Origin of the sequence: Streptomyces silaceus (assembly GCF_001419745.1) — a bacterium.
In the GTDB taxonomy this organism is placed as follows: domain Bacteria; phylum Actinomycetota; class Actinomycetes; order Streptomycetales; family Streptomycetaceae; genus Streptomyces; species Streptomyces silaceus.
On the sequence record NZ_LIRJ01000086.1, the window covers coordinates 1 to 20,936 of the forward strand.

17 protein-coding genes and 1 pseudogene are annotated in these 20,936 nt (G+C 71.7%); 11 read left to right on the forward strand and 7 right to left on the reverse strand.

Annotated features, from left to right (window positions below; all coding sequences use genetic code 11):
* The first annotated feature begins 221 nt into the window (after window positions 1-221).
* Window positions 222-1,832, forward strand: coding sequence for an N-acyl-D-amino-acid deacylase family protein (locus AOK22_RS10175; protein ID WP_055698259.1), 1,611 nt, complete (start codon window positions 222-224; stop codon window positions 1,830-1,832).
* A gap of 13 nt (window positions 1,833-1,845) precedes the next feature.
* Here AOK22_RS10175 and AOK22_RS10180 read toward each other — a convergent pair whose 3' ends face one another.
* A complete protein-coding gene (locus AOK22_RS10180) occupies window positions 1,846-2,748 on the reverse strand; it encodes a S1 family peptidase (RefSeq protein WP_055698260.1) in 903 nt (300 codons plus the stop codon).
* 97 nt (window positions 2,749-2,845) lie between these two features.
* Window positions 2,846-4,285 (reverse strand): cellulase family glycosylhydrolase, encoded by a 1,440-nt coding sequence (locus AOK22_RS10185; RefSeq protein WP_055698261.1) that lies wholly within the window; start codon window positions 4,283-4,285, stop codon window positions 2,846-2,848.
* A 108-nt stretch (window positions 4,286-4,393) separates the two neighbouring features.
* Between AOK22_RS10185 and AOK22_RS10190 the strand changes: the two genes are divergently transcribed.
* Complete coding sequence (locus tag AOK22_RS10190) at window positions 4,394-4,645, forward strand: hypothetical protein (RefSeq protein ID WP_157872209.1); 252 nt, start codon at window positions 4,394-4,396, stop codon at window positions 4,643-4,645.
* 168 nt (window positions 4,646-4,813) lie between these two features.
* Window positions 4,814-7,950 (forward strand): annotated as a pseudogene (locus AOK22_RS10195) (Tn3 family transposase).
* Window positions 7,951-8,025: 75 nt separating this feature from the next.
* Here the strand turns inward: AOK22_RS10195 and AOK22_RS10200 are convergent.
* Window positions 8,026-8,694, reverse strand: a complete 669-nt coding sequence (locus AOK22_RS10200) for a TetR/AcrR family transcriptional regulator (protein ID WP_055698263.1) — start codon at window positions 8,692-8,694, stop codon at window positions 8,026-8,028.
* Window positions 8,695-8,802: 108 nt separating this feature from the next.
* Here AOK22_RS10200 and AOK22_RS10205 point away from each other — a divergent pair, with 108 nt between their 5' ends.
* Genes AOK22_RS10205 through AOK22_RS10220 form a run of 4 tightly spaced genes read left to right on the forward strand, consistent with a single transcriptional unit; the run spans window position 8,803 to window position 11,425 of the window.
* Window positions 8,803-9,384: a class I SAM-dependent methyltransferase gene (locus tag AOK22_RS10205; protein ID WP_208606385.1), complete on the forward strand. Its 582-nt coding sequence runs from the start codon at window positions 8,803-8,805 to the stop codon at window positions 9,382-9,384.
* A 57-nt stretch (window positions 9,385-9,441) separates the two neighbouring features.
* A complete protein-coding gene (locus AOK22_RS10210; RefSeq protein WP_055698265.1) occupies window positions 9,442-9,702 on the forward strand; it encodes a hypothetical protein in 261 nt (86 codons plus the stop codon).
* A gap of 5 nt (window positions 9,703-9,707) precedes the next feature.
* On the forward strand, window positions 9,708-10,010 hold the full coding sequence (locus AOK22_RS40785; RefSeq protein ID WP_055698266.1) for a lantibiotic dehydratase C-terminal domain-containing protein: 303 nt from the start codon (window positions 9,708-9,710) through the stop codon (window positions 10,008-10,010).
* Window positions 10,007-11,425 (forward strand): lanthionine synthetase C family protein, encoded by a 1,419-nt coding sequence (locus AOK22_RS10220; RefSeq protein ID WP_055698267.1) that lies wholly within the window; start codon window positions 10,007-10,009, stop codon window positions 11,423-11,425. Before AOK22_RS40785 ends, AOK22_RS10220 begins: the two co-directional genes overlap by 4 nt.
* A 58-nt stretch (window positions 11,426-11,483) precedes the next feature.
* Here AOK22_RS10220 and AOK22_RS10225 read toward each other — a convergent pair whose 3' ends face one another.
* Window positions 11,484-12,425: an MBL fold metallo-hydrolase gene (locus tag AOK22_RS10225; RefSeq protein WP_055698268.1), complete on the reverse strand. Its 942-nt coding sequence runs from the start codon at window positions 12,423-12,425 to the stop codon at window positions 11,484-11,486.
* A gap of 247 nt (window positions 12,426-12,672) precedes the next feature.
* Here AOK22_RS10225 and AOK22_RS10230 point away from each other — a divergent pair, with 247 nt between their 5' ends.
* Window positions 12,673-13,371, forward strand: a complete 699-nt coding sequence (locus tag AOK22_RS10230; protein WP_055698269.1) for a TetR/AcrR family transcriptional regulator — start codon at window positions 12,673-12,675, stop codon at window positions 13,369-13,371.
* Here the strand turns inward: AOK22_RS10230 and AOK22_RS10235 are convergent.
* Entirely contained in the window at window positions 13,319-15,661 is a 2,343-nt protein-coding gene (locus AOK22_RS10235) for an FdhF/YdeP family oxidoreductase (RefSeq protein ID WP_055698270.1), read from the reverse strand. The genes AOK22_RS10230 and AOK22_RS10235 overlap by 53 nt on opposite strands.
* Before the next feature lie 237 nt (window positions 15,662-15,898).
* Here AOK22_RS10235 and AOK22_RS10240 point away from each other — a divergent pair, with 237 nt between their 5' ends.
* Entirely contained in the window at window positions 15,899-16,912 is a 1,014-nt protein-coding gene (locus AOK22_RS10240; RefSeq protein WP_055698271.1) for an MBL fold metallo-hydrolase, read from the forward strand.
* On the opposite strand, the gene AOK22_RS10245 is transcribed toward AOK22_RS10240, so the two are convergent.
* Window positions 16,866-18,125 (reverse strand): erythromycin esterase family protein, encoded by a 1,260-nt coding sequence (locus AOK22_RS10245; RefSeq protein ID WP_055698272.1) that lies wholly within the window; start codon window positions 18,123-18,125, stop codon window positions 16,866-16,868. The genes AOK22_RS10240 and AOK22_RS10245 overlap by 47 nt on opposite strands.
* 58 nt (window positions 18,126-18,183) lie before the next feature.
* On the opposite strand from AOK22_RS10245, the gene AOK22_RS10250 reads away from it, so the two are divergent.
* Together AOK22_RS10250 and AOK22_RS10255 are read left to right on the forward strand one after the other, a co-directional pair.
* Window positions 18,184-18,969, forward strand: coding sequence for a TioE family transcriptional regulator (locus AOK22_RS10250; RefSeq protein WP_055698273.1), 786 nt, complete (start codon window positions 18,184-18,186; stop codon window positions 18,967-18,969).
* A 98-nt stretch (window positions 18,970-19,067) separates the two neighbouring features.
* On the forward strand, window positions 19,068-19,979 hold the full coding sequence (locus AOK22_RS10255; protein WP_237773536.1) for a YihY/virulence factor BrkB family protein: 912 nt from the start codon (window positions 19,068-19,070) through the stop codon (window positions 19,977-19,979).
* 29 nt (window positions 19,980-20,008) lie between these two features.
* Here AOK22_RS10255 and AOK22_RS10260 read toward each other — a convergent pair whose 3' ends face one another.
* Window positions 20,009-20,911 carry an EamA family transporter gene (locus AOK22_RS10260; protein WP_055698274.1) on the reverse strand — a complete coding sequence of 301 codons (903 nt, stop codon included), beginning with the start codon at window positions 20,909-20,911 and terminating at the stop codon, window positions 20,009-20,011.
* Window positions 20,912-20,936 lie beyond the last annotated feature (25 nt).

Sequence of the window (20,936 nt, forward strand, 5' to 3'; positions counted from 1 at the left end):
GAGGGAGGCGGTCCTGTCCCGCCGCTCGGCGGCGGACCGCCTCCCTCACCCACCCGTTCGCCCCGCACCGCGAGGCCGGCGCAGGAGCACGGCCGCCACTGGGGGCCACCCGCACCCGGCGACGGGAGTCGCACGGGTGGTGCGGGTGGGAAGACAGGACCCGGCCGGAGGCCGGGTGCACCACCAACCGGCCGAAAGCCGAACGCAGAGGAGAGGCACCCATGGACCTGGTCATCCGGGACGCACGCGTCATAGACGGCACCGGAGGTGCCTCCTACCGCGCCGACGTCGCCGTGCACGAGGGCAGGATCACCGCGATCCACCGGGAGAACGAGGGCCCCCGCCCCTCGGGCGCCGTCACCCTGGACGCCCAGGGCCTCGCCCTGGCGCCCGGCTTCATCGACATGCACGCGCACAGCGACCTCGCCCTGCTCAGGGACCCCGACCACAGCGCGAAGGCGGCCCAGGGCGTCACCCTGGAGGTCATCGGCCAGGACGGCCTCAGCTACGCCCCCGTGGACGACCGCACCCTCGCCCAGGTCCGCCGGGCCATCACGGGCTGGAACGGCGACGGCAGCGACATCGACTTCACCTGGCGCACGGTCGGCGGCTACCTCGACGCCCTCGACTCCGCCCACGGCGGCCGCGGCATCGCGGTGAACGCCGCCTACCTCATCCCCCAGGGCACCGTCCGCATGTACGCCGTCGGCTGGGACGACCGCCCCGCGACGCCCGCCGAGCTGGACCGCATGCGCCGGCTCGTCGCCGAGGGCATGCGGGAGGGCGCCGTCGGCATGTCGTCGGGGCTCACGTACACGCCCGGCATGTACGCCGACGACTCCGAGCTGACCGAGCTGTGCAAGGTCGTCGCCGCCCACCAGGGCTACTACTGTCCGCACCACCGCAGCTACGGCGCCGGCGCCCTCCAGGCGTACGAGGAGATGGTGAACCTCACCCGCACCGCGAACTGCCCCCTCCACCTCGCGCACGCCACCATGAACTTCGGCGTGAACAAGGGCAAGGCACCGGACCTGCTCGCCCTGCTCGACACCGCCCTCGACGGCGGCGCCGACATCACCCTGGACACGTACCCCTATACGCCGGGCTGCACGACGCTCGTGGCCATGCTGCCCAGCTGGGCCGGCGAGGGCGGCCCGGACGCGATCCTCGCGCGCCTCCAGGACGACGGGACCGCCGAGAAGATCCGCCACCACATGGAGGTCATCGGCGCCGACGGCTGCCACGGCGTGCCCATCGAGTGGGACACCATCGAGATCTCCGGCGTCTCCGACCCCGGGCTCGCCTCCTGCGTCGGCAAGACGATCGCCCAGTCCGCCGAGATGCGCGGCGAGGAGCCGTGGGTCACCGCGCGCCGTCTGCTCATCAACGACAAGCTGGGCTCCACGATCCTCCAGCACGTGGGCCACGAGGAGAACGTCCAGGCGATCATGCGGCACCGGGTGCACACCGGCGGCAGCGACGGCATCCTCCAGGGCTTCAAGCCGCACCCGCGCGCGTACGGCACCTTCCCGCAGTACCTGGGCCGCTACGCCCGCGAGCTGGGCGTCCTGTCCCTGGAGGAGACCGTCGCCCACCTCACGTCGCGCCCGGCCGCCCGGCTTCGCCTGCCCGACCGGGGCCTGGTCCGCGAGGGCTACCGCGCCGACCTGGTCCTCTTCGACCCGGAGACGGTCGCGGCGGGGTCCACCTTCGAGGCGCCCCGCACGCTGCCCACCGGCATTCCGCACGTCCTGATCGACGGCCGGTTCGTGATGCGGGACGGCCGGCGCACGGACGTCCTCGCGGGACGCGCCGTACGCCGGACTCCCTGACCGGGCGCGGCGGTTACCGCGCGGCGGCCGGCCGGGGCAGCCTGCAGCCCGGCCGGCCGAGGTCGATCTTGCTGCCCTTGCCGACGCACGGCACGATCCCGTACGTCTCCTGCGCGTAGTTGATGCCCTTGCGCACGGTCACGGTGCCCTTGCGGTCGACCTCGCAGGGGTTGTTGAGGGTGCAGCGCTCACCGTCCTCGTTGCCCGTGTTGTTGACCGCGGTGACCTTGCCGGTCTTGTGGTCGATCACGGGCGAGCCGGAGGTGCCGCCGATGGTCTGGCAGGCAGGGGTGTAGCGGACCGAGTCCTTCCAGGTCCACTCCCCCTCCTTCAGGCGGTACACGAACCCGTCGATGGAGCAGCTGTACGTCTTCTTCCAGTACCCGGAGACGACCGTGATGGCGCGCCCCTTCACCGGGTGGCCGTCGTCCAGGACCAGCGGCTTGATGCCGTACTTCTTGGTGATGTCGCGGTAGCTGCTGGTCAGTTGGTAGATCGTGACGTCGGTGTCCGTCATCGTCGCGTACGACACCTTGGACGCCTTGAGCGTGGCGACGTCGTTCGCCTGCGCGTCGAGCAGCTTGAAGGTGCGGGTGGACGGCTGGTCGACGACGACCTCGCCCGCCGCGGGGAATCCGGACTCGATGCAGTGGCCGTTGGTGAGGACGAGCGCGGGGTCGTCCGCCGCGGCCTTGGGCGTGCGGACCACCGAGCCGGAACAGTTGCTCAGCGCCACCGTCCCCGCGAAGTCGACCGCCTTGGGCTTGGCCTTGCCCTGTGCCTGCCGCGCCTGCGCGGCGCTCTTCCCGGACGCGTCCCCCTCGAAGACGTGCCCGGCGAAGGCGGGTGCCGCGCCGGCGCCGGCCAGTGCGAGCGCGAGCAGTGAGCCCGCGAGAGCCTTGGTCTTCTTTCCCATCGTTGGTGCCCCCCTCTGACGTACACCTGTGGTGCGATGCCAGAGGCATTCTTTGGGGTTCCTGTGCGGCCGGACAAGAGGGGGGAACTCTTCCATTTCACCCGAGCGGCGTGATCCGGACGGAGTGCTCGCCCGGGCCCGAACGGAGCACGAGGACACGGGACTTGGCGTCCCACGAGGCCTTGTCGCCACCCGTCACCCGCCCGCCGCGCGGGAAGTACCGCGCGGGCAGATACACCTCGGTGCCGCCCCGCACGCCCGCCGTGCCCCGCCAACGGACGCTCAGCGTGCGGCTCCTGACGTCCCACCGGTAGCCGACGGGGTCGCCCGCGACGGCCATCGGCGCGGGCCGGTCGAGCACGGGCAGCAGCGCGGTCGGCCGCATCCGGGCGTCCCACGGCGCCCAGGGGCCGGGGTCGTTGGACCAGTAGGCGATGCCCGCCCCCATCTCGTCGGCCATGCGCTGCACCTTCTCGACGTACTCCATGGCACCCGGCAGCCCCACGTCGAGCCCGAACTCGCCGATGACGACCGGCGCCCCGAGCCGCCGCGCGGTCCTCTCGGTCTGCTCGCGCCAGGCCCGCAGCGACGCGTCGACCTGCCCCTTGGTGTCGCCCGTGTACCCGCCGCCGAGGTCCATGGGCAGCGGATAGAGGTGCGGCGCGTACGCGATGCGCGCCTTCTCGCCGTCGCCGCGCGGGTCGTCCAGGCGCGGAAGCCCGGTGGCGAAGCCCCAGTTGGCGCCGATGGCGGACGGCTCGACGAGCAGCCAGCGGTCGCGGTCGACGGTGCGGATGGCGTCGATGCAGTCCTGGTAGAGCCGGGCGAGAGGCCCCGACTCGAAGGCCGGGCCCTGCACGCTGCCGCCCCAGGGCTCGTTCATCAGGTCGTAGCCGACGACCGCGTCGTCGTCGGCGAAGTACCGGGCCACCTCCCGCCAGGCCCTCGCGTAGTGGCCGCGCAGATCGCGCCCGCCGTCGGCCGTCCCCCAGAAGCGGTCGAAGGCGCGGACCGTGCCGGGCTCGACGTAGCCGAGCTCCCAGGGGTCGGTGGCGGCGGACGTGTGCCCGTCCGTCCCGGTGGCCCACGCGGGCGCGCCGTTCCCGCCGACCGCGGGCCCGTACAGATCCTGGTGCATGTCGAGCAGCACGTGATAACCGCGCTCCCCGTACCACCGCACCCGCTCGGCGACGCGCTTCAGATACGTCCTGTCGTACGTCCCCGGGGACGGCTCGACCTTGCGCCACTGCAGCAGGAAGCGGACGAAGTTCGTGCCCAGCGACCGCCGTTCGCGCGCGACGTCCTTCTCCTCGATCCACGGCATGCCGTCGGGGGCCGTCTTGGCGCTGCTCGCGGTGGACAGGCCGCGCAGCACGAGCGCGCGCCCCTGCCGGTCGGTGATCCACCGGTGGCCGCTCGCGGTGTCGGCGCGCCCGGCCCCCGCGCCCTCGGGGCCGACGGCGACCAGGAGGGCGGCGGCGACGGCGAGCACGACCGCGCCCACGACCCAACTGCGGTGTGCCACAGGGGACTTCATGGCCGGGATGGTAGATCGCATGCCCCCGTGAGCAATAGACCTGAGCATTGTTCACTTTTCTTGGTCCGCCCCCTGTCGGCGCGCGCCCCGGCGCCCTACAGTCGCGCCATGCGGACGAAGATCGACGCACCGCGGGGGCGGGCGGCCGACGCGCTGTGGGGGCGCGTCGACGCCACGGCCCTCGCCGCCTGCTCGGTGGCTTCGCTGACCCATGGGCTCACCCAACTACCGCCCACACAGCGCGCTTTGGGGAGGTACGACGACGTCACGACGACCGGGGCGGCCTGGCTGTCCGGGCTCGCGGCGCACGGGACCTGCCCGAGGGCTTCCGCGCCCGCCGCGCGGGGTGGCTGCGCTTGATCGACCCGGCGGGTGGCTGGCCCGGCCTGCGGGAGACGGCCTTGGGGAACATCGGTACAGCCGTTGGCGCTGAGATTGATCATGGTCGGCTAGCACAGTGATCACCCCCGGGGCAGGGGTTCACTGAAAGATCGTCGATCTGGGCGGGGCCTGGCTACGGTCCGCCTCATGCCGGTGGAGTTCCTAACTGATGATCAGGCTGAGGCGTACGGGAAGTTCGCCGAGGAGCCGACGAGACCTGAGCTGGAGCGGTTTTTCTTCCTGGACGATGTCGACCGGGCTCTGATCGCGCTGCGGCGTACCAAGCAGCACCAGCTGGGTTTCGCCCTCCAGATGTGCACGGTCCGCTACGTGGGGCTGTTCCTGGAGGACGCCCTGGCGGTGCCGTGGCCGGTGGTCGAGCACTTGGCTGTACAACTCGGCATCGAGGACCCCTCGTGCGTGAAGCGGTACACCGAGCGGCCGAAGACGGCGTACGAGCACGCGTGGGAGATCCGGGACGCCTACGGCTACCACCCGTACGACGATCCGGAGTGGGGTCGGAAGTTCCGTACGTTCCTGCACGGCCGGGCGTGGACACACGCGGAGGGGCCTGTCGCGCTGTTCAACCAGGCAGTGGGCTGGCTGCGGCGGAACCGGGTACTGCTGCCGGGTGTCTCGGTGCTGGCCCGGCAGGTGTCAGAGGTCCGCACGATCGCGGAGAAGCGGCTGCATGCCACCGTGGCCAGGGCGGCTCAGCGCGCGGACCCGGCGCTGCCGGTGGACCTGGTGGCCACGCTGGTGACGCCGGAGGGCGGTCGGTACTCGGAGTTGGAGCGGTTGCGCCGGCCTCCGACGCGGACGACGGGCACGGCGTTCGCGCGGTCGCTGGAGCGGGTCGATGAGATCGGTGCGTTCCAGCTGGGGAGGTTGAAGCTGTCGCAGATCCCGCCGAACCGGCTCGCGGCGCTGGCCCGGTACGGGCTGGGGTCAAAGGCCGCGAGTCTGGAGCGGGCCGCGGAGCCCAAGCGCACAGCAATGCTCACCGCGGTGATGCGCCACCTTGAGGCCAAGGCAATCGACGAGGCGCTGGACCTGTTCTCGGTGCTGATGGCGACGAGGCTGATCAGCAGGGCGAAGAGGGCCACCGACAAAGAACGGCTCTCGGCGCTGCCGCAGCTGGAAACGGCGTCGCGGACCCTGGCGCGGGCGGCGAAGGTGCTGTTCGAGGAGCTGGAACTGGTCGAGGCACACGGCACGGATCTGGACGCGGCGGCACTGTGGCGGGCGGTGGAGGAGGTCGCGCCCCGGGCCGTGGTGATGAGTGCGGCCGCGCTGGTGGTTTCGCTCGTGCCGGAGGACGAGGACTCGGCGGCCGTCGCGATGCGGGCGGCGTTGGCCACCCGGTACAACACGGTGCGGCCGTTCCTGTCGCTGCTGGGCGAGTCGAAGGCGCTGGATGCGGCGACCGGTGGGAAGCGGGTGCTGGCCGGGGTGAAGCGGCTGCCCGCTCTTGCGCGGCGGCGGGTGAAGGACAAGCCGCTGCTGCCGCGTGAGGTCGACGACAAGCTGGTGCCGGCCCCGTGGCGCAAGGTGGTGTACGCCAACGCCGAGCTGCCGCCGGGGGCCGTGGACAGGGACGCATATGTGGTGTGTGTGCTGGAGCAGCTGCACCGCGCGCTTCAGCGTCGGGACGTGTTCGCCTCTCCCTCGCACCGCCGATCCGACCCGCGCGCCCGGCTACTGGACGGCACCGAGTGGGAGGCCGTGCGGGAGGACGTCCTGGCGGGCCTGAGCCTGGACATGCCTGTCGAGGAGCACCTGGCCGCGCTGGTGACGGCGCTGGATGCAGCGTGGAAGCAGATGGCGGAGCGGCTGGAGACGGCCGGGCCGGACACGAAGGTCACCATCGAGGTCCCGCCGGGCGGCCGGGCGAAGCTGAACGTGTCCAAACTCGGCGCCCTGGGCGAACCGAAGTCCCTGACCTGGCTGCGGGGGCGGGTGGAGAAGATGCTCCCGAAGATCGACCTGCCGGAGCTGCTATTCGAGGTGCACGGCTGGACCGGGTTCCTGGACACCTTCGTACACCTGGGCGACGGCACAACCCGCATGAAGGACCTGACCACCTCACTGGTGGCCCTCCTGGTCTCGGAGGCGTGCAACATCGGCATGACCCCGGTCATCAACCCCGCCCACGAGGCGCTTCACCGTTCCCGGCTGGTGCACGTCGACCAGTTTTACCTGCGGGCCGACACCATCGCCGCGGCGAACGCCGCACTGATCGAGGCCCAGGGCCAGGTGCCGATCGTGCGGTACTGGGGAGACGGCCTGCTGGCCTCGGTCGACGGACTGCGGTTCGTCGTCCCCGTCCGCACCATCAACGCCGCCCCGTCGCCCAAGCACTTCGGGTTCAAGCGCGGCATCACCTGGCTCAACGCCGTCAACGACCAGGTCGCGGGCATCGGGCAGATGGTGGTGCCGGGCACCCCTCGCGACTCCCTGCACATCCTGGCCGCACTGCTGAACCTCGACGGCGGGGTGAAGCCGGAGATGGTCGCCACCGACAACGCCTCGTACAGCGACATCGTGTTCGGCATCTTCCGCATCCTGGGCTACAACTTCAGCCCCCGGTTCAAGGACCTGGACGACCAACGATTCTGGCGCGCGTCCCGTCCCTCCCCGGCGTAGAGACAGGCACGTACGGGCCGCTGGAGCCGCTGGCCCGCAACCGGGTCAACCTGAACAAGGTGATCACTCACTGGCCGGACATGCTCCGGGTCGCCGGTTCCCTGGTCACCAACCAGGTCCGCGCCTACGACCTGCTGCGGATGTTCGGACGCGAGGGCCACCCGACCCCGCTGGGACAGGTGTTCGCCGAGTACGGGCGGATCGCCAAGACCGAGCACCTGCTCCGCGTCGTCGACCCGGTCGACGACACCTACCGCCGTCAGATGAACCGCCAGCTCACCGTGCAGGAGTCCCGCCACAAGCTGGCCCGCGACGTGTGCCACGGCAAACGCGGCACCATCCACCAGGCGTACCGGGACGGCATGGAGGACCAGCTCGGATCGCTCGGTCTGGTCCTCAACGCCGTGGTGCTCTGGACCACCCGGTACATCGACGCCGCTGTCGCCCAGCTCCGCGCCGAGGGCCACGAGGTCCGGGACGAGGACATCGCCCGACCCTCCCCGCTGAAGCACCGCAACCTCAACGTCTTGGGCCGCTACAGCTTCACCGCCTCCGCCCCGGCCGGCGGGGCCTTGCGGCCGCTGCGCGACCCGGACGCTGACGGGCTTGACGATCATGACGACGGTGCAGCGGCGTGAGCGTCCCGGTCAGCTTCCGCAGCCGTAGCCGGTCGCGGACTCTGCTTCGGCGGCTGTCGCCGAAGAGTCGGTGGCCTACTCGTACTCGTGGTCTGTGCAGAGGTGGGTAGTCAGGGCCACACATGCCCACTCCTCCCAGGCGTCGGGGGACCAGCCCCGGTCGCGGACGAAGATCAGGTATAGCTCCGGACTGAGCAGCCCGTACAGCAGGTCGGCGGCGCGGGCGGTATCGACGTCGGGGCGGGCGTCGGGCTTGGAGGCCAGTGCCTTCGCTGCGGCGTGCTGGACGGTAAAGCGCGGGTCGGGGCCGGCGGGCCACTGCGCGGCGATCTCCGGGTCCGTGGCGGCCGCAGCCGCGATCAACGGCATGATCGGGGCGACCCGGCCGAGGATGTCGCGTACACCCCGTACGTGGGCGCGCAGTTGCCCGGCCGCGGTGGGCTCGGCGCACGCGGCGCGGAACCAGTCGCGGTCCATCGTGGCGACCGGTTCGACGTCGCCCGCGATGGCCGTGTCGACGACGTCCTTGAACAGCGCGCGCTTGTTTCGGAACACGAAGTACACGGTCTGGACGGCCACACCCGCGCGATCCGCAACCTCCTGAAGGCTTGTCGCACCGTACCCCTGCGCGACGAACAGCTCCCGCGCCGCCGCAACGATCTTCTCGCGAGTACGCCGCGAGCGCTCGGCCCTCTTGTCGGGGCGCTTGACGTTCTGTCCGTCGGATCCCTTGACCGCATCCATGCCGGGAGTCTATCTCTAGAGTCAGTCACTAGAGACAAACTCTAATTTCTTGGAAGGGTAGCGATGAGTGAGACTCGGACGGCTGCGGAGCTCGAGCAAGAGGGGCTTGTGCGCCGCGTGTTGGAGGACTTCTACCGGGAAGGCAAGCCGCCGTGGGACAGCGGCATCACGCCGCCCGAGCTGGTGGCCCTGATAGAGGGGCCCGGTGCGCTGATGCCGGGCCAGGTCCTCGAACTCGGCTGCGGAACTGGGACCAACGCGGTGTACCTGGCCCGGCACGGCTGGCGGGTGACGGCCGTCGACCTGGTCGACCGCGCGGTCCGGCAGGCGAGGGAGAAGGCCGACGCGGCCGGAGCGGACGTCACGGTGCTGTGCGGGGACGCCACCCGACTCGACGAGGTGGGCGTGCCCGGCCCGTACGACCTGTTCTTCGACCTGAGCTGCTACTGCGGGATTCCACCGCACCGTCGCGACGCCTACGCCGCCGGCCTCACCAAGCGTGCCGCCCCCGGTGCACGACTGCTGATGTTCGGGTACGGGCCCGGGGCGTTTGACGACTCGTGGTCCGGCGTCACTGCGGACGAACTCAGCGCCAGGTTCTCCGGGTGGCAGCTGACCGACGTGACGCCCGGCACGAACCCCGTCCCGACGTTCTGGTTCACGCTGCACCGTGCTGCCGCCGCGGCATAAGCTCAGTCACGCCGGGCATCTTCGAGCCACGGACATCGCGCGCGGTCGTTCTCACAAATGAACATCTGTGTCCCCGTCCCGGAGATCGCCAAGAAACTGGTCATCAAGACCGGGAAGAACGCGGGCAAGAACCCCTCGGTCGCCTCGCTCTACCGAGCGTTGGCCGAAGCTGAGGAAGCCGCCGCGGACGACAGCCTGCCGGTGCGGCCCAAGCCCGTCCGCATCCGCCGGCCCGGGGACCCGCTCACTCCCGAGGAGATCGACCTCCGCGAACGCCTCCAGGCCCAGCCTCACCCGAACACGGAGATTCGCAGCTAGACCTCATGATCAATCTCGGCGCCAACGGCTGTACCGATGTACCCCGAGGCCGGGAGAGCGCGGAGGGCGGCGCCGTCCTGACCGCACTCGGCGAGTGCGCGAGGGCTCTTCGCGCGTACGAGAACGAACTGACCGTCCGAAGCGCGGAGGACCCCACCCTCCCTCCGCTCGCCCGCGTCGTCCCGAGCCTCACGCATCTGATCTGCAACCGCGTGCTCGGCTACGACCGCGAGCGCGAACGCCACGCCCACGCCCTGGCCCGCGCCTGCGTGCTGGCCCACGCCGACCGACAGAGGCACCGACGATGACCGTCCGCCACGCCACTCCCACCGAGCAGACGTCGCCCGGCCCCGGCCCCAACCCTGCGGCGATCGAGGCGGCCGTCGAGCGTGTGGCGCGCACGCTCGCCGATCCGCAACGCGTGTCCCGGCGCCTCGAGCGCCCCGAGGAGTTCCCCGGCGCCGCACGCCCGGACTCCCTGGAGAACCACGCCGGTGCGGCGCTCCTGCTGGCCGAACTCGCCGGGCACGACCGCGCCTGGCTGCGCCCGGCCCACGCACACATCACGGTCGCCGCCCAGGCGCTCACGCGCGGCACGACGTCCGCCGGGCTGCACCTGGGGCCCGCCGCCGTCCTGGCGGCGGTGCAGGCGTGCGCCCCGCACGGCGGCCACTACCCGCGCCTGCGCCACCGGCTGGTCGCCCACGTCGCCGACGAGCAGCGGCAGCGGGTGGCCGTGGAGCGGGCCTCGGCGGCGTGCGAAGGCGGTGTGCGGTGGGCGATGCACGACGCCGTCGTGGGCCTGTCCGGGACCGGCCGCCTCCTGCTGACCGCGCTTCTGGAGGGCAGCGGCGAGGAGCGCGAGTCGGCGGAGCCCGCCCTGCGGGAGACGCTCGCCCTCCTCACCGAGTTGTCCCGGCCGGTCACCGTGCGCGGGCGGGAGGTTCCCGGGTGGTGGGTGCCTTCGCATCTCCTGGTGATGGAGCGCGACCGCGAGCGGTATCCGCTCGGCGAGTTCAACGTCGGTCTGGCGCACGGGATTTCGGGCCCGCTCGCGCTGCTCGCCCTGTGTGCGGAGCACGGCGTCACCGTTCCGGGGCAGGACGGCGCGCTGCACCGGATCGGCGAGTGGCTCGTGCGGCGGGCCCGCGTCGACAGCGCGGGCCCGTACTGGCCCGCCCGCATCGCCTTCGAGGAGGAGACGGGCGGTTCCGGGGGCGGGGCGGCAGGCGATTCCGAGAGGGCGACCGCCGACCCTCGCCCCACGCGAGTCCCCCGAGCACCCGAGCTCCCCCAGCCCAGTTGGTGCTACGGCACCCCCGGCATCGCCTCCGCCCTCCACCGGGCGGGCCTGGTCACCGGCACGCCCGCGTGCCAGCACCTCGCCCGCGAAGCGCTCCACGCCCTCCCCCGCCGCGACCACACCCCTGACCCCCTGCCGAGCCCCATCGTCTGCCACGGCCGGGCGGGACTCCTTCAGGTGGCGTGGCGACTCGGTCGTACGACAGGGGACGCCGACCTGCTCGGCCAGGCAGACGCGGCGGGCGCGCGGGTCCTCGAACTCGCCGACACCGACGCCCCGTTCGGCTTCCCGCCCGCCCAGCACCCCGTCCCGGGCATCCTCCAGGGGGCCGCCGGTGTCGCCGCCGCGCTGCTGTCACTCGTGACGAACGGCCGGGGCGACCACTCGCCGCACTGGGACCGGATCCTGCTCCTGTCCTGAGACCCGCAGCCCCCCAGCCCCCCAGCCCCCATCTCCCGGCCCCCTCGACCCCGAGCCCCTACGACAGGTCCTTCGCCTCGCCGTCCGGCTTGAGGTCGACCAGCTTGTCGTCCACGCCCTGCTCCTTGAACGCCTTCACGAGGGACGCCATGTCCTCCGAGTAGATGTTCCAGCTGTCGGTGTGCACCGCGACCACCTTGCGGGGGTCGAGGTCCTTCGCCACCAGGGCCGCGTTCTTCGAGGTGAGCGTCAGCGGGGCGTTGTCGAGGATCGCCGGGGTGCGGGCGGCACCCGCGAAGAGCACGGCCGTGTCGATGCGGCCGAACTTCTTCTTGATGCGGTCGCCGGCCTTCGCGGCCACCTTGACCGAGGCGTTGTCACCAGAGATGTACGTGGTGGGGACGCCCTTGCCGCTGAGCACGAAGCCGGTGACCTCGCCGTCCGCGCCGCGGTCCACTCCGTCCGGGCCGTGCAGGGCGGGCACCGCAGTGACCTTGATGCTGCCGCGGGAGGTCGTGACCTTCTTGGACGACCAGCTCTTCATGCCCGTGACGTGCTTGCCCAGGCGCTGGTGCGCGCCCGGTGTGGAGAGCACGACGGGGATGTCCTTGAGCAGCGCGCGGCCCTTGTCGTCGAGGTTGTCGTCGTGCTGGTCGTGCGAGAGCAGCACGGCGTCGATCCTGCCGAGCTTCTCGGGGCCGAAGGCGGGGCCCTGCTTCTTCTCCAGGCCGCTCTTGTACTTCTTGGGCTCGTCGAAGGTCGGGTCGAGCAGGATGCGCGCGCCGCCGATCTCCAGGACCGTGGTCGGCCCGCCGACGTGCGTGGCGGTGAAGGCGGTGGCCTCGGAGCCCCGGCCGCCGGTCTTCGCCGCGTCCGCGGCGGGGGCCGCCTTGGAGGCGTCGTCGTCGCCGCCCCCGCCGCCGCAGGCCGCGAGGAGGGACAAGCTCGCGGTGACGGCGACGGCGGCCGACGCGGCGCGGAGGAACGTCGAACGGTTCATCAGGAATACCTGCTCTCTCGGTACGGACGCCGGCACGGGGCCCGCGGACGGGCAGGCGTGCGCACGGACATCGGCACGAACGGAACGGTGGACGCCCTGGGACAGGCCCTGTTCGCCCCCCAAGACGTTTTGAACGCTAACACATGACGTAAGCGTTGATAACAACATTCCGCGAGCACCGCTCACACACGACCCCAAGCGCCGGATACCCCCAGGTCAGATCCGTTAGCGCTGCTATCGTGGGCCCATGTCGACGGCACGAGAGCGCATCCTGGACGCCACCGCGGAACTGCTCGCCACCAAGGACGCGCTGGCGATCTCGACCCGCGCCATCTGCGACCGGGCCAAGGTCGGCATGCCCGAGATCTACCGGCAGTTCGGCGACAAGCAGGGGCTGCTGACCGCGGTCGCCGACCTCGGTTTCGAGCGCTTCCTCGCCAACAAACGGCGCAATCCGCTCACCGAGGACCCGGTGGCGGACCTGCGCACGGCCTGGGACAGCCATGTCGCGTTCGCGCTGGGCAACCCGCACCTCTACCGGCTGATGTTCACGCCGACGGGGGACGCCAAGCCGCAGGCCATCAAGGAGGCGCAGGCCCTGCTCCTGTCGGCGGTGGAGCGCTGCCGCGCCGCGGGACGGCTGCGTACGCCCGCCGAGCTGGCCGCTCAGTCGATACTCTCCGCCAACGTGGGCGTGTGCCTGATGGCGCTGTCCTTCCCCGAGTCGTTCGGCGGACTCGACATCTCCCAGTCGGTGCGCGACGCCGTGATCGGGAAGGTCACCGGCGACGAGCGGGAGGACACCCGGATCGGCAGCGCGACCGTCCTCGCCCAGGCACTCGTCGGCACTCTCACCGGCACGACGCCCGTGGACGACGCCGGCATCGACCGTCTCACGCGCGCGCTGCGGCCGACGGCGGCCCCGAAGGCGCCACCTCCACCGTGAGGTGCTTCATCAACGGCTGGTCGCTCTGGGCGCTGAAGTCGCCCGCCGGGCACAGGACGTTGAGCTCCGGCATGTAGCCGACCGCGCAGCCCTGCGGCAGGTCGTGGGCGAGCGCCCGGTAGCGGCGGACCGTGCGGCGGGTGCCGTCCTTCGCGAGCGAGGTGATGTCCACCTCCGCCATGTCCGTCAGACCGCGCTCGCGCATGTCGGCCGCGTTCATGAACAGCAGCGTGCGCAGGTTCTTCACCCCGCGGTAGCGGTCGTCGTCCGAATAGATCGTGGTGTTCCACTGGTCGTGGGAGCGGACGGTGGCCAGGGTCAGCAGTCCGGGGGCCGGTGTGGGGTCGGTGAGCGGGGCGAGCGAGAACTCGGCCCTGCCGGACGGCGTGAGGAAGATCCGCTCACGGGCGGGCTGGCGCAGCCGGAAGCCGTTCGGGGGCTGCCGTACGCGGCGGTTGAAGTCCTCGAAGCCCTCCAGGGCGCGCTGCATGATGTCGCGGATGCGGTCGTAGTCCTCGACGTACCAGTGCCAGGGCGTGGCGCTGTCGGGCAGGGCGGCCCGGGCCAGGCCCGCGATGATCGCGGGCTCGGACAGCAGATGGGGCGACGCGGGCTTCTTGATGCCCTTGGACAGGTGCACCATCGACATCGAGTCCTCGACGGACACCGACTGCTCCCCCGCCCTCTGCACGTCGTGCTCGGTGCGCCCCAGGCACGGCAGGATCAGCGCCTGCCGGCCGTGTTCGAGGTGGCTGCGGTTGAGCTTGGTGGAGACGTGCACGGTCAGCTCGCAGCGGCTCAGCGCGCGGGCGGTGTACTCCGTGTCGGGCGCGGCGAGCGCGAAGTTGCCGCCCATGCCGACGAACACCGTCACCTCGCCCCGGTGCATCGCCTCCAGGGTGCGCACGGTGTCCAGGCCGGGCTTGCGGGGCGGGGTGATGCCACAGGCGTCGGCGAGCCGGTCGAGGAACTCCTCGCTCGGCCGGTGGTCGATGCCGCATGTGCGGTTGCCCTGCACGTTCGAGTGGCCGCGGATGGGGCAGGGGCCCGCGCCCTCCCTGCCGATGTTGCCGCGCAGCAGCAGGACGTTGACGATCTCGCGGATCGTGTCGACGCCGTGCTCCTGCTGGGTGACGCCGAGGCACCAGCTGATGATGGTGCGGTCGGCCTCGCGGTAGACCCGGGCGGCCTGCTCGATCTGCGCGCGGGTGAGGCCCGACGCCGCCTCCAGGTCCGCCCACGGCGTCGCCTCGCACAACTGCCGGTAGGCCTCGAAGCCTTCCGTGGCCCGCTTGAGGAACTCCTCGTCCAGGGCGGTGGGGTCGGTGGCGGCGTACTCCAGGGTGGCCTTGGCGATGCCGCGCATCAGGGCCATGTCACCGGCGATGCGGGGCTGGAGGTTCAGCGTCCCCGTCGGCGTGGCCTTGTTCAGCGCCATGTGGAGGAAGTCGTGCGGCACGATCGTGCGCCCCGAAGCGGCTTCCACCAGCGGGTTGACGTGCACGATCCGCGCCCCGCGCCGATACGCGTCGGCGAGCGCGGTGATCATGCGGGGTGCGTTGGAGGCGGCGTTCACCCCCATCACGAACAGTGCGTCGCAGGCGTCCAGGTCGCGCAGGTCGACGGTGCCCTTGCCGGTGCCGAGCGACGCCTTGAGCGCGCGGCCGCTGGCCTCGTGGCACATGTTCGAACAGTCGGGCAGATTGTTCGTGCCCAGTTCGCGGACCATCAGCTGGTACAGGAAGGTCGCCTCGTTCGAGAGTCGGCCCGAGGTGTAGTACGCGGCCCGGTCCGGGTCGTCCAGGCCCCGCAGCACCTCGCCGAACAGGGCGAACGCATCGCTCCACGACACGGGTACGTAGCGGTCGGATTCCGGTTCGTACACCATCGGCTCGGTCAGGCGGCCCTGGTCCTCCAGCGCGAAGTCGCTCCAGGTGCGCAGCTCGGTGACGGTGTGCGCGGCGAAGAAGTCCCGGCCCGCGCGCTTGTGGGTCATCTCCCACGTCGCGTGCTTGATGCCGTTCTCGCACAGGTCGAGCTTGAGCCCCCGGTAGTCGTCGGGCCAGGCGCAGCCGGGGCAGTCGTAGCCCTTCCCGGGGTGGTTCATCACGGGCATCGCGCGCAGCGCGCGGAAGGGTTCGCGGGAGCGCCAGATGACCTCGCCGACGCTCTTGGCCGCACCCCATCCGGCGGCCGGATGGTGGTAGGCGGAGTGCGCCGGTTCCCTCGCGGGCTCGGGCCCGTCGCCCGCCGCGTCCGCGCGTGAGGCGTGGGAGGGGTTCTTCGGCATGACCGCCGCCTTTCGTCCCGGATTCCGGTCCCCCGGGCGCGGCCCCGGGCAGGGGGCCACCGGTCGCGGGGCACCACCCGCCGCGGGGACCTCCCGTCGATCGTAGGCAGCACTCCTGGACCGGCGCGCAGGCTCCGCGCTGAACGGGGGACCCCGCGGCGCCCTCTCCGGGCGCCCCGGGAACCCCTTCTCCCCGGGTTTCCCAGGGCTTCCGCCCGGTCTGCACAATCGGGTCCCATGACGGTCACGGGCATGAGCGGGAAACTCCGCGCCATCGGTCAGGACGTGCACGCCTGGCTGCCTCCGCGACACGGTTGGGGGCTGGCCAACTGCGGGCTCCTGGTCTCCCGCGACACCGCGCTGTGGATCGACACTCCGTACGACCACCAACTGGCCCGTGCGTTCCTCGCGCAGAGCGGGGCCGTGCTGCCCGAGGGGGTGACCGTCGACCGCATCGTGGTCACCCACCCCAACGGCGATCACATGTGGGGTGCCGGGGTGCTCCCCCGGGCGGAGATCATCGCTTCCCGGCAGGCCCGTGAGCACCTCCACTTCGATCCGCATCCCCAGCAGCAGCACGCCCTGGTGGGCGCGGTCGATCCCACGACGCCGTGGGGCGCGTACGTGGTGGAGCACTTCGGCGGCTACGACTGGTCGACGGTGCGGCCCGTCGCCGTGTCGACCGCGTTCACCGAGGAGCTCGAACTGACCGTGGGCGCCTACCCGGTGCACCTGTCCGTCCTGCCGTCCGGGCACACCCAGGGGGACCTGTTCGTCCATCTGCCCGCGCAGCGCGTCGTGTTCACGGGCGACACGGTCTTCGGATCGTCCCCGGAGCAGCCCGGCGACCACCCGGTCCACTGGGCGGGACCGCTGGCCCAGCTGATCTCCTCGTGCCGGCGGATGCTGGAGACCGGGGCCGAGACCTTCGTCCCCGGCCATGGCCCGGTGCTCGACGCCGCGGGCCTGCGCGGGCACATCGACTACCTGGAGTACGTCCAGGAGCGCGCCCACGCCTGCCACGCCGCCGGACTCACCGCCGCCGAGGCGGCCCGGAGCGTCATCGACGAAGGACGCCATCCCGAACTGGGCCTGCCCGAGCGCCTGTTGGTCACCATCGGCAGCGAGTACCGGGGCATCGACGGCGGCGGACAGCCCGACATGGTCGCCACGATGCAGCAGGTCGCGGCGCTGGCCTGGGACCTCAGGACGGGCGAGGCGCCGCCTGCGGGACGTGGGGGACGTCCTTGACGAACACGACCCCGTCAAGGGCCGTCAGATGTCCCGGATCCAGCGAGGCGTAACCGAACCAGGGCGACTCGCGGACCACGGGCAGTGTGTCGCCGAAGACGGCGGCCAGCCGCGGGGCGTCGATGACACAGCGGTCCTCGGGGAGCGCGTAGAGGAGTCCTTCGAGGGTGTCCGACGGCGGGGTGTCCACGCCCTGGTGCCGGATGGTGCCGAGAGCCGTGGCGACGAAGGCGTACTCCTCTCCGAGCCGGGCGCTCACCAGCGCCCCGGCGCTCCACCACTCCACCGGCCCCTGCCACATCCGCATCGAGCTCTTGGGCCGCTGGAGATGGGAGTTCTGGGCGAAGACCAGCACCGGGTCGCGTTCGGCGAGGGCGAGGAGGTTTCCGGCCATCATCAGGTCCCGCAGCGCGCAGAGCCGCGTCATGCGGGCGGCCGAGGCGTCGGCCATCCCGTGGTGGTAGCGCAGCAGGCCGGTGGCGGTCCGCCCGTGCAGGCGCGCCCGGTGCCACTCCTCCTTCTCCTCCCAGGAGTTCCCCACGAGCGGGTTCGGGGCCTGGATGCCGAGCAGATGCGGGGCCTGCGCGTCGAGGAGCGCCACCAGGTCGTCGGCGATCACCCTCAGTCGTGCGGCCTCGGGTGACTGCCCGGTCGACTGGGCCGGGTCCATCATCGCGGCGGGTTCGGTCCACCGGTCGTCGGTGCCGAGCAGACGGTCGAGTACGTCGGCGGTGCAAGGCAGCAGGTCCGTGTCCACGCGGGCCGCGAGGTAGCCGTGGAGTGCGGTGAGGGCCTGCCGGGGGCTCTCGGCGCCGCTGATCTCCAGGGGGCCGTCGAAACCGGCGAAGCGGAGCCGCTCGGACGCGGGACGGCCTTCGTTGTGCGCGCGCATCCAGCGCACGAGTTCGCGGTTGGCCGCGGACGCGCCGAATCCGTGGCTGAAGCCGTGTTCCATGACCTCGTCGAGGGTGCCCTTGCCCGAGGTGACGTAGTCGTCGACGAGCAGGCCCTTCATACAGTCGCTCTCGATCGCGATCGCGCGGTACCCCTCCTGCTCGACGAGTTGCCGGAACAGCTCGTTGCGCAGCTCCAGCAGGGTGTCCTCGCCGTGGGTGGGCTCGCCCAGGGCGAGCAGTCGGGGCCTGGTGGGAAGCAGCCGCATGACAGCGGCAGCGTCGACAGTACGGGCGGTGTGCTTGATGTCGGTCGCCATGCCTTCAACGCTATCGTTGAACCTTCGGTGGAAACTTTTCCGCGCTATCGTCGGGTTCGTGGGACGCAACCTTCAAAGCGGTGAGCGGCTCAGGCCGATCGACCTGGCGCGCGGGCACGGTCTGTCCACGCAGGCGATCAGGAACTACGAGGAGGCCGGCATCCTTCCGGCCGCCGACCGCACGCCCAACGGCTACCGCACCTATACGCCGCTGCACGCGCGGGCCCTGCGCGCGTTCCTCGCCCTGCTGCCCGGTCACGGCCACCCGACGGCGACGGCGATCATGCGCGCGGTGAACGAGGGCGCGGCCGACGAGGCGTTCCGCCTCATCGACGAGAGCCACGCCCAGCTCCTCGACGACCGCCGCACCCTCCAGGCGGTGGAGCACGCGCTGCGCGGCCTGGAGCCCACCGAGCCGCCCCGCCCCGGCCCCGCCTCCGGGCCCCACGGCGCTTCCGGCCCCGACGGCGCGTTCATCGGCTCCCTGGCCGAGAAGCTCGGCATCCGCCCCGCGACGCTGCGCAAGTGGGAGCGCGCCGGATTGCTGAGCCCGGACCGTGATCCACGGACCGGATACCGCGTCTACGACGAGGCCGACGTACGGGACGCCCGGCTGACCCACCAACTCCGGCGCGGCGGCTATCTGTTGGAGCAGATCGCCCCGCTCATCGACCAGGTGCGGACGGCCGGCGGCCTGGAACCGCTGGAGACCGCGCTGGACGACTGGCGCGGCCGGCTCGCCGCCCGGGGGCGGGCGATGCTGAGCGGCGCCGCCGAGTTGGAGACCTACCTCGGCGAACGCCGACGCGACCAGCGCCGGCAGGCCTCACGGACAGCGGGATGAGGGCATTTCCCGTGCTGCCCCTCGCCCCGCGGGCGGCCGTCCCCTAGGCTCGCCCCACCACGTACGGTCCTGAATCTGCTGAGGACAGGACGCTGGCCATGGATCGCGAGCGCCTCTTCAGAACGCTGACATTCTGGCTGCGTCCCGACTTCGTGCTGCGCGTCGTCAACCGGTTCCAGAAGGTCGCCGGTTTCGACCGTTCGATGGCCCTGGCCTCCGGTGCGCTCAGCGCGCTGATCCCGCTCGCCATGCTGAGCGGCGCTCTCTTCGGCGAGGAGGCCGGAGCGCGGATGGTCAATCGCTACGGTCTCACCGGCGGCGGTGCCGAGGCCGTCAGATCCGTGTTCTCCGCGGGAGCCACGAGCGCCGGCGTCGGCGTCTTCGGAATGGTGTTCCTGGCGATCTCGGTGCTGAGTTTCTCCAGAGCCCTACAACGGCTGTTCGAGCAGACCTGGGACCTGAGGCCGCTCGGTGTGCGCAACACGCGCAACGGCCTGGAGTGGATCTGCACGCTCAGCCTCTACACCGCGGTGATCGGGTGGATCTACGCCGCCCTGGGCTGGGGGCACCTGGGACTCGCGGCCGCGGTGTGCGAGATTCCGGTGACCGCCGTGTTCCTCACCTGGAGCGGATGGATCCTCTCCGCCAAGCGCCTGGCACGGGCGGTCCTGCTCCCCTTCGCGATCTCCGCGGCGGTCCTGTCCGCGGCCTACTCCGTGGTCGCGACCGCCTATCTCCCGCGTCTGTTCAATTCCTACGCCTCGCGCTACGGAGCGGCCGGCGCCGTCTTCGGGATGGCCTCCGCCCTCTTCACCGCCATGCTCATCCTCGTCGCGTCAGCGGCCCTGGGACGGGAGGTACGCGACGAGCTCGTCCAGATCCGTCAGGGACGACGTCCGTCCCACCACGAGGTCCGCCGGCAGTGGGACAGCATCGTCGAACAGGTGCGGTTGCGTTGGCGCACGGTACGCAAGCCCGCCCCACGCCAAGAGTCCGAGGACTCCCGGTGACACGCGTGCGGGAACCACGGTGCCCCGCCTCAGCGCCTGCCCATGAGCACCGCCCCCGCGCTCGCCGCGACCACCATCGCGATCGCCGCGCACTGCTGCCACGACATCCCCTGGTCGAGGACCAGATAGCCCGCCAGCGCGGCGACGGCGGGTGCCAGGCTGGCCAGGACGGCGAACGTCGACGCGGGCAGCCGGCGCAGGGCGAGCAGTTCCAGGGTGTAGGGCACGCCCGAGGACATCACCGCGATCGCGAGGCCCAGCGCGAGCACGCCCGGTTCGAGGAGCACGCCGCCCGCCGACCCGATGCCCAGCGGCAGGCTGACCAGGGCCGCGAAGGCCATCGCGATCGCCAGGCCGTCCAGGCGCGGGAAGCGCGCCCCTGCGCGGGCGCCCTGCACGATGTACGCCGCCCACAGGGCCCCCGCCCCCAGCGCGAACGCCGCTCCGGCCGGGTCGAGTCCGCCGAAGCCGCCGCGGCCCAGCAGGTACACCCCGGCCAGCGCGAGCCCGGCCCACAGGAAGCTGACGGCACGGCGTGCGGTGACGACGGAGAGGAGGAGCGGCCCGAGCACTTCGAGGGTGACCGCCGCGCCCAGCGGGATCCGGTCGATCGCCTGATAGAAGAGGATGTTCATGCCGCCGAGCGCCAGGCCGTAGCCGCCGGCCACGGCCCAGTCGGCGCGTGAGAGCCCGCGCAGCCGCGGGCGGGTGACGGCCAGGAGCAGCAGCGCGGCGAGCGTCACCCGCAGGGCGACCGTGCCGAGCGCGCCGGCCCGGGGGAACAGCAGCGCGGCGAAGGCCGAGCCGAACTGCACGGACACCGCCCCGGCCAGCACCAGTCCGACGCCGCCGAGACTGCCGCGCCCCGGGGCGTGCCGAAGGAGCACCGGCTCGGCCGTCGGCGTGGGCGTGTTCTGCGCTGTCGTTGTCATGCCTCTCACGCTAGGAATCCCGTCG